The organism is Weizmannia sp. FSL W8-1119, assembly GCF_038008605.1.
Taxonomy (GTDB): Bacteria; Bacillota; Bacilli; order Bacillales; family Bacillaceae_C; genus Weizmannia; species Weizmannia coagulans.
Genome location: NZ_JBBOZL010000001.1, coordinates 1,063,751 through 1,075,949 on the forward strand (window position 1 = coordinate 1,063,751; position 12,199 = coordinate 1,075,949).

Genomic DNA, 12,199 nt, shown 5'->3' on the forward strand with positions numbered 1-12,199 from the left:
ACTTCAATCAGCAAGAATCCGCCTGAAAAAGCAGACACGAACGGGCGGACCGGGATCCGGCCGTCCGTTCTTTTCACTGCCTGCTGTTTATGCTAAAATGCAGGAAGAAATATATTCCGGGCTAGGCGGCATTTTGCGCCTGCCGTAAACACAGGCGGAGGAAAAGCGATTGGTTATTTTTTATTATGCGGTTGCACTCATTGTGGTCATCCTGGACCAGCTGGCAAAATGGCTCGTTTTAAAAGGGATGGCGCTCGGGGAAAGCATTGAAGTGATTCCGGGTTTCTTTTTTCTCACATCGACGCGCAACACAGGCGCTGCCTTCAGCATACTGGAAGGGCAGATGTGGCTGTTTTATCTCATCACCCTGGTTGTCATTGCCGGCATTCTTTATTACATACAAAAATACGCAAAAAACAGGGCGCTGCTTGGCACGAGCCTCGGCCTCATATTAGGGGGGGCAATCGGCAACTTTATTGACCGCCTGTTCCGCGGCGAAGTTGTTGATTTTGTCCATTTGCGTTTCGGCAGCTACGATTTTGCCATTTTTAACGTGGCGGACGCCAGTTTAACGATTGGCGTTGTACTGTTGCTGATTTCAATGCTTTTGGAAGACAGAAAGACAAAGGAGAAAACCGATGGAAAAAATGGATCACACCATTCTTGAACACGAAGCAAATGAACGGCTTGATAAAATTGTCTCATCCATCCGGGAAGAATGGTCGAGATCACAAGTCCAGCAATGGATTAAAGATGGCGATATTACCGTAAACGGCAAAAAAGAAAAAGCAAATTACAGATGCCAGGCAGGGGACCTGGTTGAAATTGAGGTGCCGGAGCCGGAATTGCCGGATATTGAACCGGAAGACTTGCATCTTGATATATATTATGAAGATGCCGATGTGCTTGTCGTTAATAAACCAAAAGGCATGGTTGTCCATCCGTCAAACGGGCATTTTACAGGGACGCTTGTAAACGGCCTGATGTACCACTGCAAAGATCTATCGGGCATTAACGGTGTGCTCCGCCCCGGGATTGTCCACCGGATCGACAAGGACACATCCGGGCTGTTAATGGTGGCCAAAAATGATTACGCGCACGAAAAGCTGGCGGCACAGCTCAGTGAAAAAACGGTGACCCGCAAATATTTTGCGCTTGTCCACGGCAATATTCCGCATGAAGCCGGCACCATTGACGCCCCGATCGGAAGGGACCCGGCTGACCGCCAGCGGATGGCCGTGGTCGATAACGGAAAAGACGCGGTGACCCATTTCCACGTGCTGGAACGGTTTGACCGGTATACATTTATCGAATGCCGGCTTGAAACGGGGCGCACCCACCAGATTCGCGTCCATATGAAGTATATCGGCCATCCTTTAGCAGGCGACCCGAAATACGGGCCGAAAAAAACGATTGATTTCGGCGGCCAGGCGCTCCACGCCGGGGTACTCGGTTTTTGCCACCCGCGCACCGGCGAAACGCTCACATTTGAAGCGCCGCTGCCGGATGATTTCGCGCATCTTTTAAACACAATGAGGCGCGGTTTGTGAACATCACGGTATAAAAAATATTGACAAACGGATGAAAAACGGGTAAGGTAAAAATAACTTCATAAGCCTTTTAAAAACAGTCCCGTGAGGCTGGCAAGGGAACGTTCATTTTACAAAGCCTTCCTGCCTTCGGTGCGGAAGGCTTTGATTTTTCCCGGGAGGAGACACCATGGCCCAAAAAGCGGTAGTAATGGATGAAATCATGATCCGCAGGGCGTTGACGCGGATCGCCCACGAAATCATTGAACGGAATAAAGGCATTGAAGACACGATGCTCATCGGGATTAAAACGCGCGGCATTTATCTCGCTGATCGCCTGGCGGAAAGGATTGAGAGAATCGAAGGGCGCAAAGTCGAAGTCGGCGAGCTGGACATCACGCTGTACCGCGATGATTTATCGAAAAAAACGGCAGACGGCGAACCGGAAGTGAAGGGCGCGAACCTGCCATCCAGCATCACCGGTAAAAAGATCGTGCTTGTCGATGATGTGCTCTATACAGGCAGGACAGTGCGCGCGGCGATGGACGCGCTGATGGATATCGGCCGCCCGAGCCGGATCCAGCTCGCGGTGCTCGTTGACCGCGGCCACCGGGAATTGCCGATCCGCCCCGATTTTATCGGGAAAAATATCCCGACGAGCCAGTCGGAAAGAATCGTTGTACAATTGACGGATGTGGACGGGCGGGACCTGGTCACAATCCATGATGTGTAATCCTTTTAAGCAAGCCCTGTGAGGTTTGCAAAGGAGTTTTGAAAGCCCCTTTGCACCCTTGAGGCAAAGGGGCTTTTCCATTGAAATGAATACGGAACACCTTTTAACTGCAAGTCCGGAGAGGCTTGGAAGGGTGCCGGCCGCGCAAGGCTTTTGACTTGCCGTGCCATTTCACGCACCCTGCCATCAGCAGGGTGCTTTTTTGGGTTAAAAACAAAGGAGGATGGAAAATGCAGCATTTTCTGACGATATCCGATTTGGGCAATGAGGAAATTTTGGAACTTCTGGATGAAGCCGATGCCTTTTCAAAAGGGTCCGTATGGAAAGCACCGGAGCCGGTTTTTGCAGCCAATTTGTTTTACGAGCCGAGCACGCGGACAAAATGCAGCTTTGAAGTGGCAGAACGGCGGATTGGCCTTGAGCTGCTTCCGTTTGAAGTCGGGGCTTCAAGCGTGCAAAAGGGTGAGACATTGTACGACACCGTGAAAACATTGCAGTCGATCGGCGTCAAACTTGTTGTGATCCGCCACCAGGAAGATGAATATTACAAGCAGTTCGCCGGAAATATGGCGCTTTCGATTGTCAATGCGGGAGACGGCAGCGGCCAGCATCCGTCCCAGAGCCTCCTCGATCTGCTGACGATCAAACAGGAATTCGGCGGCTTCCGCGGTTTAAAGGTGTGTATCATCGGCGATATCGTCCACAGCCGTGTTGCCAGATCAAACGCCGAAGCATTGAAAAAGCTCGGTGCCACCGTCACGTGTTCGGGGCCTACAGAATGGTTTGACCCGACCATGCATCTCCGGTACGTCCCGGTCGATGACGGCGTAGCGGAGGCGGATGTCGTCATGCTGCTCCGCATCCAGCATGAACGCCATAAAGAAACCGCCCATCTGACAAAAGAAGCGTACCACCGTGCATTCGGCCTGACGGTGGAACGGGAACGGATGATGAAACCGGGCAGCATTATTATGCACCCGGGGCCGGTCAACCGCGATGTCGAGATTGCAAGCAGCCTTGTGGAGTGCAGCCGGTCGCGGATTTTCAAACAAATGGAAAACGGCGTGTTTGCCCGGATGGCGATTTTAAAAACGATTTTACAGAAAGAAAAAGCGGTTTTCCAGACAGCTTGAAAAATGAAGGTTGCTATGGAGCGGGATTTTAACAAAAAAGAAAAGGTGGTTTGCCAAGTGGACTGGTTGATTAAAGGCGGAATGGTTTTAGATGAAAAGGGAAAACCGGCAAAGCGGGATATCCGGATCAAAGATGGAAAAATCGCGGAAACCGGCCCGGAACTGAAAGAAGCGGGCGAGCAGGTATATGATGCAACCGGGCTCACGGTTCTCCCCGGGTTTGTCGACTTGCATGTGCATTTGCGGGAACCGGGGTTTGAACAGAAAGAAACGATCCGCACCGGGACAATGGCCGCGGCAAAAGGCGGGTTTACAACGATAGCTGCGATGCCAAACACCAAACCGGTTACCGACCGGCCGGCGCGCCTTTTATCCCTGCAGGAAAAAATCAGCCGGGATGCGGTTGTGCGCGTCCTTCCTTATGCTGCAATTACCCTTGATGAAAAAGGCGGCGAACTCGTGGATTTTGCCGGCTTAAAAGCAGCAGGCGCCTTCGCGTTCACGGATGACGGCGTCGGCGTGCAGGAAGCGGGGCAGATGCTGGCTGCGATGGAGCGGGCAAAAGCACTCGGCATGGCGGTCGTTGCCCATTGTGAAGACAATTCGCTTATCCGGGGCGGGTGCGTGCATGCCGGATCTTTTGCGGCGGCGCACGGGTTAAAAGGGATCCCTTCCGTATGCGAGTCGGTGCAGATCGCCCGCGACGTGCTGCTTGCAGAACATACAGGCTGCCATTACCATGTCTGCCATATCAGCACGAAAGAATCCGTCCGGGTTGTCCGTGACGCAAAACGGGCCGGCATTCCGGTGACAGCGGAAGTGACACCGCACCATTTGCTCCTTTCTGAAGACGACATCCCGGGCCCTGATGCCAACTGGAAAATGAACCCGCCGCTCCGGTCGAAAAGAGACCGCGATGCCCTTATTGAAGGCCTTTTGGACGGCACGATTGATTTTATCGCCACTGACCACGCCCCGCATACCGCGGAGGAAAAAGCAAAAGGCATTGAACAGGCGCCATTTGGCATCACCGGATTTGAAACAGCTTTTCCGCTTTTATATACACATTTTGTTGAAACCGGCATATTTACGCTAAAACAGCTTGTTGACTGGATGACAATAAAGCCGGCTAGCGTGTTCGGACTTCCATACGGGACGATGAAAACCGGGGCACCCGCCGATATCACGGCAGTTGACCTGGGGGAAGAAAAAACAATTGACCCGGATCGCTTTTTATCGAAAGGAAAAAATACCCCTTTTTTGGGGCGTGTATGCAAAGGCTTCCCGCAAGCCACATGGGGAAGCGGAAAACTGGTATGGGAAAAGGAGCTGGCATTGAAATGAAAAGGCAACTGATCTTGGAAGACGGCACTGTTTTTAGAGGGGAAGGTTTTGGCAGTGCAAAAGAGGCTTACGGGGAAATCGTTTTTACAACCGGGATGACCGGCTACCAGGAGACATTAACCGACCCGTCTTTTTACGGCCAGATCGTCACTTTCACCTACCCGCTCATCGGGAACTACGGCATCAATTGGAACGATTTTGAAGCAGCTAAGCCGTATGTGAAAGGGGTCGTGGTGAAAGAAGCGGCTTCGTACCCGTCAAACTGGCGGAGCACTTTAACGCTCGATACCTTTTTAAAAGAAAAAGATATTCCCGGCATATCCGGCATTGATACCCGCAAACTGACAAGACAAATCCGCGCTTTCGGTACGCTCAGGGCCGCCCTGTGTGCCGAAAACGAAGACCCGGCAGCTGTTGTCAAACACCTTCAAGCCAAACGTGCCGTTCATGATGCCGTTGCAAGAGTATCCACAAAGAAGCGTTACGAAATGGAAGGGCCCGGCAAACATATTGCCCTTGTCGATTTCGGCGCGAAAAAAAGCATTTTAACCGAACTTTCAAAACGAAACTGCCGCGTTACCGTGCTGCCGTATGATACAACGACGGCGGACATTTTACAGCTTCAGCCGGACGGGGTGATGTTGTCAAATGGCCCCGGTAACCCGAAAGATGTGTCCTGTGCGGTTGATATGGTAAAAGGAATACTCGGGAAAGTGCCGCTTTTCGGGATTTGTCTCGGGCACCAGCTGTTTGCGTTAGCATGCGGCGCCGATACGTTCAAATTAAAATTCGGCCACCGCGGGGCGAACCATCCTGTGCAGGACATCCAAACGGGGAAAACGGTGATCACCTCGCAGAACCACGGCTATGCAGTCGATGAAAAGTCGCTTGCCGGAACAGACCTTATCGTAACGGAACGGGCGTTGAACGATGGCACGATTGAAGGGCTGGCACATCGCAAATACCCTGCTTTTACTGTCCAGTACCATCCGGAAGCATCGCCGGGCCCGCACGATTCGAACCCGTTATTCGACAAATTTTTAACCATGGTTGAAAAACAAAAGGAGGAACAAACCTATGCCAAAACGCACTGATATCGAAAAAATTCTTGTGATCGGATCCGGCCCGATCGTGATCGGCCAGGCTGCTGAATTTGATTACGCTGGCACGCAGGCCTGCCTTGCTTTAAAAGAAGAAGGGTATCATGTCGTTTTGGTCAATTCCAATCCGGCAACGATTATGACCGATACGGAAATGGCGGATAAAATCTATATCGAACCGCTCACGCCGGCATTTGTCGCCCGCATCATCCGCAAAGAACGCCCGGATGCCCTCCTGCCGACGCTTGGCGGCCAAACCGGTCTCAACATTGCAATGGAACTGGCGAAATCCGGCATCCTTGACGAGTACGGCGTCGAAGTGCTCGGAACAAGGCTTGGCGCCATTGAGCAGGCGGAAGACCGGGAAGCGTTCCGCGAACTGATGGGAAAACTTGGCGAACCGGTACCGGACAGCATGATCATCCATACACTTGAAGAAGCTTACCGGTTTATCGAAAAAACGGGCTACCCGGTCATCGTCCGGCCAGCTTACACGCTGGGCGGAACGGGCGGCGGCATCTGCTGTAACGAAGAAGAGCTGATCGAAACCGTGTCAGGCGGATTGCGCCAGAGCCCCGTCCACCAGTGCCTGCTTGAAAAAAGCATTGCCGGTTTTAAAGAAATCGAATACGAAGTGATGCGCGACAGCGAAGACCATGCCATCGTCGTCTGCAACATGGAAAACATTGACCCGGTCGGCGTCCACACCGGCGATTCGATTGTCGTCGCCCCGAGCCAGACGTTAAGCGACAAAGAGTATCAGATGCTGCGCAATGTATCATTGAAAATCATCCGCGCCCTCGGCATCGAAGGCGGCTGCAATGTGCAGCTCGCGCTTGACCCGGACAGTTTTCAATATTATGTAATCGAAGTCAATCCGCGCGTCAGCCGTTCATCCGCGCTCGCTTCGAAAGCAACCGGATACCCGATTGCGAAACTGTCAGCAAAAATTGCAGTCGGGCTCACGCTGGCCGAGATGAAAAACCCGGTCACCGGCACTTCTTACGCCAATTTTGAACCGGCGCTTGATTATGTCGTCACAAAAATTCCGCGTTTCCCGTTCGATAAGTTTGAACAGGCATACCGCAGGCTCGGCACGCAAATGAAAGCAACGGGCGAAGTGATGGCGATCGGCCGCACTTTTGAAGAATCGTTGTTAAAAGCGGTACGGTCGCTTGAAATCGGCGTCCATCATTTGGAACTCGGGGAAGCATCCGGTATGGACGTGATGGAAAAACGGATCAAAAACGCCGGCGACGAACGCCTTTTTTACATCGCAGAAGCGCTAAGAAAGGGTGTCACGGTCGGGCAGCTGCATGACTGGAGCAAAATCGACTTGTTTTTCCTTCATAAGCTGGAAAACATCATCCGCTTTGAAAACACGCTGCGGGAGGCGCGATGGGACAAAGAGGCGGCCCGGAAAGCAAAAGAAATGGGCTTTGCCGATAAGATGATTGCCGGGCTGTGGAAAGCGGCAGAAGAAAACGTGTACGCATGGCGCAAAGAAAACGGCATTTTGCCGGTCTATAAAATGGTCGATACATGTGCCGGCGAATTCGCATCAGAAACGCCGTATTTTTACGGCACATATGAAGAAGAAAACGAATCGGTTGTGACAAACAGAAAAAGCATCATTGTCCTCGGCTCCGGCCCGATCCGGATCGGCCAGGGAATCGAGTTTGACTATGCAACTGTCCATGCGGTTTGGGCAATCCAGGAAGCCGGGTACGAAGCGATCATCATTAACAACAACCCGGAAACCGTCTCCACCGACTTCAGCATCTCGGACAAGCTCTATTTTGAACCGCTGACGATTGAAGATGTCATGCATATCATCGATTTGGAACAGCCGGAAGGGGTTGTTGTCCAGTTCGGCGGCCAGACGGCGATCAATCTCGCGGAACAGCTCGCAACACGCGGCGTGCGCATTCTCGGCACTTCGCTCGAAAATCTTGAGCGTGCCGAAGACCGCGACAAGTTCGACCATTTGTTAAACCGGCTCGACATCAAACGCCCGCTCGGAAAAACCGGCACTTCGGCGGAAGAAGCCGCCCGAATTGCGGCTGAAATCGGCTATCCGGTGCTCGTGCGCCCGTCGTTTGTGCTCGGCGGACGGGCGATGGAAATCGTCTACCATGAAGAAGACTTGCGCCAGTATATGAAACATGCGGTGAAAGTCAGCCCGAACCAGCCCGTTTTGATTGACCGCTATGTGACAGGGCAGGAGTTTGAAGTTGATGTGATCGCGGACGGCCGGGACATTTTAATCCCGGGCATCGTCGAGCATATTGAACGGGCCGGCGTACACTCCGGCGACTCGATCGCAGTCTATCCGCCGCAGCGGCTTTCCGATGCATTAAAAGCGGAAATGGCGGAGACGTGCCGCAAGCTTGCTTCAGAGCTTGAAATCAAAGGGTTGATGAACATCCAGTTTATCGTCTCGCACAATGAACTCTTTGTTATCGAAGTGAACCCGCGCTCAAGCCGGACGGTTCCGTTTTTAAGCAAAATTACCGATGTCCCGATGGCAAAACTTGCGATGAAAGTGATTTTGGGCGAATCGCTTGAAAACCTCGGCTATGGTACTGGCCTTGGGCCGGAAAAAGCGGAAGTGTTCGTGAAAGTGCCGGTTTTCTCTTTTGCAAAATTGAAGCGGGTGGAACCGACACTCGGCCCGGAAATGAAATCGACGGGAGAAGTGATGGGTTGCGACCGTACATTTGAAAAAGCGCTGTACAAAGGACTCGTTGCAGCAGGCATGAAGCTTTCGCCGGATGGCAGCATCCTGTTTACGGTTGCCGATAAAGACAAACCGGAAGCCCTGCCGCTTGCAAAGCGCTTTGTCGAGATCGGTTTTACTTTAAAAGCAACGGCGGGGACGGCAAAATTTTTAAGGGAAAACGGCCTGGCTGTCGAAGAAGTAGCAAAAATCGGCGGCGACGGGGAGACCGTGCTCGACTCGATCCGGAGGGGCGATGTGCAATTTGTCCTGAACACGATCACAAAAGGCCGGCAATACGAACGTGACGGGTTCCGGATCCGCAGGGAAGCGGTCGAATGCGGCATCCCGTGCCTGACTTCACTTGATACGGCAGCGGCCATCGTGTCCATTTTGGAATCGATGAGTTTTTCGATCATGCCGATGGTGCAGGGGGCAAAGCAGGCGGTGCACGCATGATCCAGGAATATATGACCGTGAAAAGCAACCGGCTGATTGCACAGGATATTTGGGAAATGGTGCTTGCCGGCAGTTTGGTCCGGCAAATCGCCCGCCCCGGCCAGTTTGTTCATGTCAAAGCGGGAAGCGGGTTTGACCCGCTCCTGCGCCGCCCGATCAGCATCGCGGCGGTGGACCGCAAAAACGGCGCGCTCACCTTGTTGTACCGGGTACAGGGAAAAGGAACGCGCCTGATGGCAGAAATCGCACCCGGTGCACGGCTCGATGTGCTCGGCCCCCTTGGCAACGGGTTCCCGGTGGACGCGCTTCGCCCCGGGCAAAAAGCGCTCCTTGTCGGCGGCGGCATCGGGGCCCCGCCGCTGTACGAGCTGTCCCGGCAACTTAAAGCAGGCGGCGTTGAAGTCCGCCACGTGCTCGGATTTGAATCGGCAGCCCACGCTTTTTACGTGGAGAAGTTTTCAGCGCTTGCCCCGACATCTGTCGCAACAGTGGATGGTTCATGGGGGACGAAAGGGTTTGTAACGGATGTACTGGCAGCGGAGAATTGGGCGTTTGACTGTTTGTACGCATGCGGCCCGGCTGCGATGCTGCGCGCATTGGAAGCGGCATACCCGGCGCGGCACGGCTTTTTCTCGCTTGAAGAACGGATGGCATGCGGAACCGGTGCTTGCTACGGGTGCGTCTGCCGCCCGAAAAATGACCCGGCCGGCACCGCTTCGAAAAAAGTATGCAGCGACGGGCCTGTATTTGAAATGGGGGAGATCATAATATGACCGAATTACCTGAACACCATCCCGAAAGACGGGGCATAAAGCGCCGTGTTCTCCCGGATTTGCGCGTCGAACTGCCGGGCTTGTCCTTGAAAAATCCGGTCATGCCGGCATCGGGCTGCTTCGGTTTCGGGCGTGAGTACAGCCGCTGGTATGATTTGAGCGAACTGGGCGCAATCATGATTAAAGCGACAACAAGGGAACCGCGCTTCGGCAACCCGGTCCCGCGGATTGCGGAAACAGAATCCGGCATGCTGAATGCAATCGGCCTGCAAAATCCGGGGCTGGCAAGTGTGCTTGCGGAAGAGCTCCCGTTTTTACAGGCATATGATGTCCCGGTCATTGCAAATGTTGCCGGCTCCACTTTTGAAGATTATGTCTACGTTTCAGACCATCTTTCAAAAGCGCCGAATGTGCACGCGCTTGAACTCAACATTTCCTGTCCGAACGTGAAATCCGGCGGCATCGCGTTCGGCACCGATCCGGAGATGGCGTTTGAACTGACACGGCAAGTAAAAGCTGTCTCGGAAGTGCCGGTGTATGTGAAACTTTCCCCGAATGTCACTGATATTGTGGCGATTGCCAAGGCAGCAGCATCCGGCGGTGCCGACGGGCTCACGATGATCAACACACTCCTCGGCATGAAAATCGATTTGAAAACGGCGCGCCCGGTTCTCGCCAATGAAACAGGGGGGCTTTCCGGGCCGGCCGTCAAACCGGTTGCCGTCCGGATGGTTTACGAGGTGAGCCGGGAAGTGGATATCCCGATTATCGGCATGGGCGGCATCATGACGGCGGAAGATGCAGTGGAATTTTTATACGCCGGCGCTAGTGCAGTCGCAATCGGCACCGCGAATTTTATTGACCCGCTTGCCTGCCCGCGCATCATCCGCGAACTGCCGGCGGTGATGGAACAGCTCGGCGCCGGAAGCATTCAAGACCTGATTGGAAGGAGCCACACGCAGCATGAACATGTATAAACCGATTATCGCCCTTGATTTTTCATCGGAAGAAGAAACGCTCGCTTTTTTACAGCAGTTTGGCGGCGAACCGCTCTATGTCAAAGTGGGAATGGAACTGTTTTACCAGACCGGCCCTTGTTTGATTGCTGCCCTGAAAGAAATGGGGCATGATATTTTTCTTGATTTAAAGCTGCATGACATTCCGCATACAGTGGGGCGGGCAATGAAAGGGCTGGCACGGCTTGGAGTGGATATGGTGAACGTCCATGCCGCCGGCGGTTCGGACATGATGAAAGCCGCTTTGGCTGGTTTGGAAGCCGGCACCCCTGCAGGGAAAAAACGTCCGGCGATTCTCGCAGTAACACAGCTAACAAGCACCTCTGAAACGCAAATGCAAAAAGAACAAGGTATTTTAAAACCGTTGCGCGAATCAGTGCTGGATTACGCTGTGCTTGCTTATGATGCGGGGCTTGACGGTGTTGTCTGCTCCGCTTTTGAAGCCCCTGATATTACGGCGCGGCTCGGCGGGGCGTTTTTGAAAGTGGTGCCGGGCATCCGGCTGGCCGGAGATGATGTTTCCGATCAGAAACGCGTCGTTACACCTGCGAAAGCAAGGGAGCTCGGTTCGACCGCAATTGTCGTCGGGCGTTCGATTACGAAAGCGCCCGACCCGTACGAAGCTTATTTAAAAGTGAAACAACAATGGGGGAACGAATAATGGAAAAATACATTGCCGGACAATTGCTTGACATTGAAGCTGTTTTTTTAAAACCCGGTGAACCTTTTACATGGTCATCCGGAATCAAATCGCCAATTTACTGCGATAATCGCATTACATTGTCCTATCCGAACCTGCGGAAAGAAATCGCCATCGGACTGAAAAAGCTGATCGAAGCACACTTCCCGGAAACGGAAGTGGTGGCAGGCACGGCAACTGCCGGGATTGCCCACGCCGCTTTTGTCAGCGACCTGATGAACCTGCCGATGGTATACGTTCGTTCGAGTGCAAAAACACACGGCAAGGGCAACCAGATCGAAGGGCGGGTTTCCACCGGGCAAAAAGTTGTCGTTGTCGAAGATTTAATTTCAACCGGCGGCAGCGTGCTCACCGTTGTCCGCGCATTGCGGGAAGCCGGCTGCGAAGTGCTCGGCGTTGTCTCGATTTTTACGTATGAACTTCCGGCCGGGGCTGCAAATTTTGCAAAAGAAGGCATCACCGCTTACTCCTTATCGAATTACTCCGCGCTACTTCAAGTTGGCGTGGAAAGAGGGCTGATCCGGGAAGAAGACTTGGCGACACTCGAGGAATGGCGACGGGAACCGGAAAAATGGGGGAAATCCAAAAAGGGCTGAACAAGATACTTTGGTTTGCTATTAAAATATGGCAAAAGTAAGCTTACTGTTGTTTCAGAGAGGCATTTAAAAGGACAAATGAAATCGCGGGACCATA

At 53.0% G+C, this 12,199-nt stretch carries 11 protein-coding genes; all 11 read left to right on the forward strand.

Going from position 1 to position 12,199, the window contains the following annotated elements:
- The first annotated feature begins 169 nt into the window (after nt 1-169).
- A complete protein-coding gene (lspA, locus tag NSQ19_RS05050) occupies nt 170-667 on the forward strand; it encodes a signal peptidase II (protein WP_013858996.1) in 498 nt (165 codons plus the stop codon).
- Complete coding sequence (locus NSQ19_RS05055; RefSeq protein ID WP_019721964.1) at nt 639-1,550, forward strand: RluA family pseudouridine synthase; 912 nt, start codon at nt 639-641, stop codon at nt 1,548-1,550. Before lspA ends, NSQ19_RS05055 begins: the two co-directional genes overlap by 29 nt.
- Before the next feature lie 169 nt (nt 1,551-1,719).
- Nucleotides 1,720-2,262 (forward strand): bifunctional pyr operon transcriptional regulator/uracil phosphoribosyltransferase PyrR, encoded by a 543-nt coding sequence (gene pyrR / locus NSQ19_RS05060; protein WP_017552910.1) that lies wholly within the window; start codon nt 1,720-1,722, stop codon nt 2,260-2,262.
- 230 nt (nt 2,263-2,492) lie between these two features.
- Entirely contained in the window at nt 2,493-3,395 is a 903-nt protein-coding gene (locus NSQ19_RS05065; protein WP_340702503.1) for an aspartate carbamoyltransferase catalytic subunit, read from the forward strand.
- Nucleotides 3,396-3,410: 15 nt separating this feature from the next.
- Nucleotides 3,411-4,739, forward strand: coding sequence for a dihydroorotase (locus NSQ19_RS05070; protein WP_340703169.1), 1,329 nt, complete (start codon nt 3,411-3,413; stop codon nt 4,737-4,739).
- Complete coding sequence (locus NSQ19_RS05075) at nt 4,736-5,833, forward strand: carbamoyl phosphate synthase small subunit (RefSeq protein WP_340702504.1); 1,098 nt, start codon at nt 4,736-4,738, stop codon at nt 5,831-5,833. Before NSQ19_RS05070 ends, NSQ19_RS05075 begins: the two co-directional genes overlap by 4 nt.
- Nucleotides 5,817-9,017, forward strand: coding sequence for a carbamoyl-phosphate synthase large subunit (carB, locus tag NSQ19_RS05080; RefSeq protein WP_340702505.1), 3,201 nt, complete (start codon nt 5,817-5,819; stop codon nt 9,015-9,017). Before NSQ19_RS05075 ends, carB begins: the two co-directional genes overlap by 17 nt.
- Nucleotides 9,014-9,790 (forward strand): dihydroorotate dehydrogenase electron transfer subunit, encoded by a 777-nt coding sequence (locus tag NSQ19_RS05085; RefSeq protein ID WP_017552915.1) that lies wholly within the window; start codon nt 9,014-9,016, stop codon nt 9,788-9,790. The genes carB and NSQ19_RS05085 overlap by 4 nt, the downstream gene beginning before the upstream one ends.
- On the forward strand, nt 9,787-10,767 hold the full coding sequence (locus NSQ19_RS05090; protein ID WP_340702506.1) for a dihydroorotate dehydrogenase: 981 nt from the start codon (nt 9,787-9,789) through the stop codon (nt 10,765-10,767). Before NSQ19_RS05085 ends, NSQ19_RS05090 begins: the two co-directional genes overlap by 4 nt.
- Nucleotides 10,760-11,467, forward strand: a complete 708-nt coding sequence (gene pyrF, locus NSQ19_RS05095; RefSeq protein WP_026685096.1) for an orotidine-5'-phosphate decarboxylase — start codon at nt 10,760-10,762, stop codon at nt 11,465-11,467. Before NSQ19_RS05090 ends, pyrF begins: the two co-directional genes overlap by 8 nt.
- Entirely contained in the window at nt 11,467-12,102 is a 636-nt protein-coding gene (gene pyrE, locus NSQ19_RS05100) for an orotate phosphoribosyltransferase (RefSeq protein ID WP_340702507.1), read from the forward strand. Before pyrF ends, pyrE begins: the two co-directional genes overlap by 1 nt.
- Nucleotides 12,103-12,199: the final 97 nt, after the last annotated feature.

What these genes read in the sequence shown, in the direction of transcription:
- NSQ19_RS05075 (WP_340702504.1), top strand. Translation starts at nt 4,736, where the DNA reads ATGAAAAGGCAACTGATCTTGGAAGACGGCACTGTTTTTAGAGGGGAA.
- pyrF (WP_026685096.1), top strand. Translation starts at nt 10,760, where the DNA reads ATGTATAAACCGATTATCGCCCTTGATTTTTCATCGGAAGAAGAAACG.
- NSQ19_RS05070 (WP_340703169.1), top strand. Translation starts at nt 3,411, where the DNA reads ATGGAGCGGGATTTTAACAAAAAAGAAAAGGTGGTTTGCCAAGTGGAC.
- NSQ19_RS05090 (WP_340702506.1), top strand. Translation starts at nt 9,787, where the DNA reads ATGACCGAATTACCTGAACACCATCCCGAAAGACGGGGCATAAAGCGC.
- pyrR (WP_017552910.1), top strand. Translation starts at nt 1,720, where the DNA reads ATGGCCCAAAAAGCGGTAGTAATGGATGAAATCATGATCCGCAGGGCG.
- pyrE (WP_340702507.1), top strand. Translation starts at nt 11,467, where the DNA reads ATGGAAAAATACATTGCCGGACAATTGCTTGACATTGAAGCTGTTTTT.
- carB (WP_340702505.1), top strand. Translation starts at nt 5,817, where the DNA reads ATGCCAAAACGCACTGATATCGAAAAAATTCTTGTGATCGGATCCGGC.
- NSQ19_RS05085 (WP_017552915.1), top strand. Translation starts at nt 9,014, where the DNA reads ATGATCCAGGAATATATGACCGTGAAAAGCAACCGGCTGATTGCACAG.
- NSQ19_RS05055 (WP_019721964.1), top strand. Translation starts at nt 639, where the DNA reads ATGGAAAAAATGGATCACACCATTCTTGAACACGAAGCAAATGAACGG.
- NSQ19_RS05065 (WP_340702503.1), top strand. Translation starts at nt 2,493, where the DNA reads ATGCAGCATTTTCTGACGATATCCGATTTGGGCAATGAGGAAATTTTG.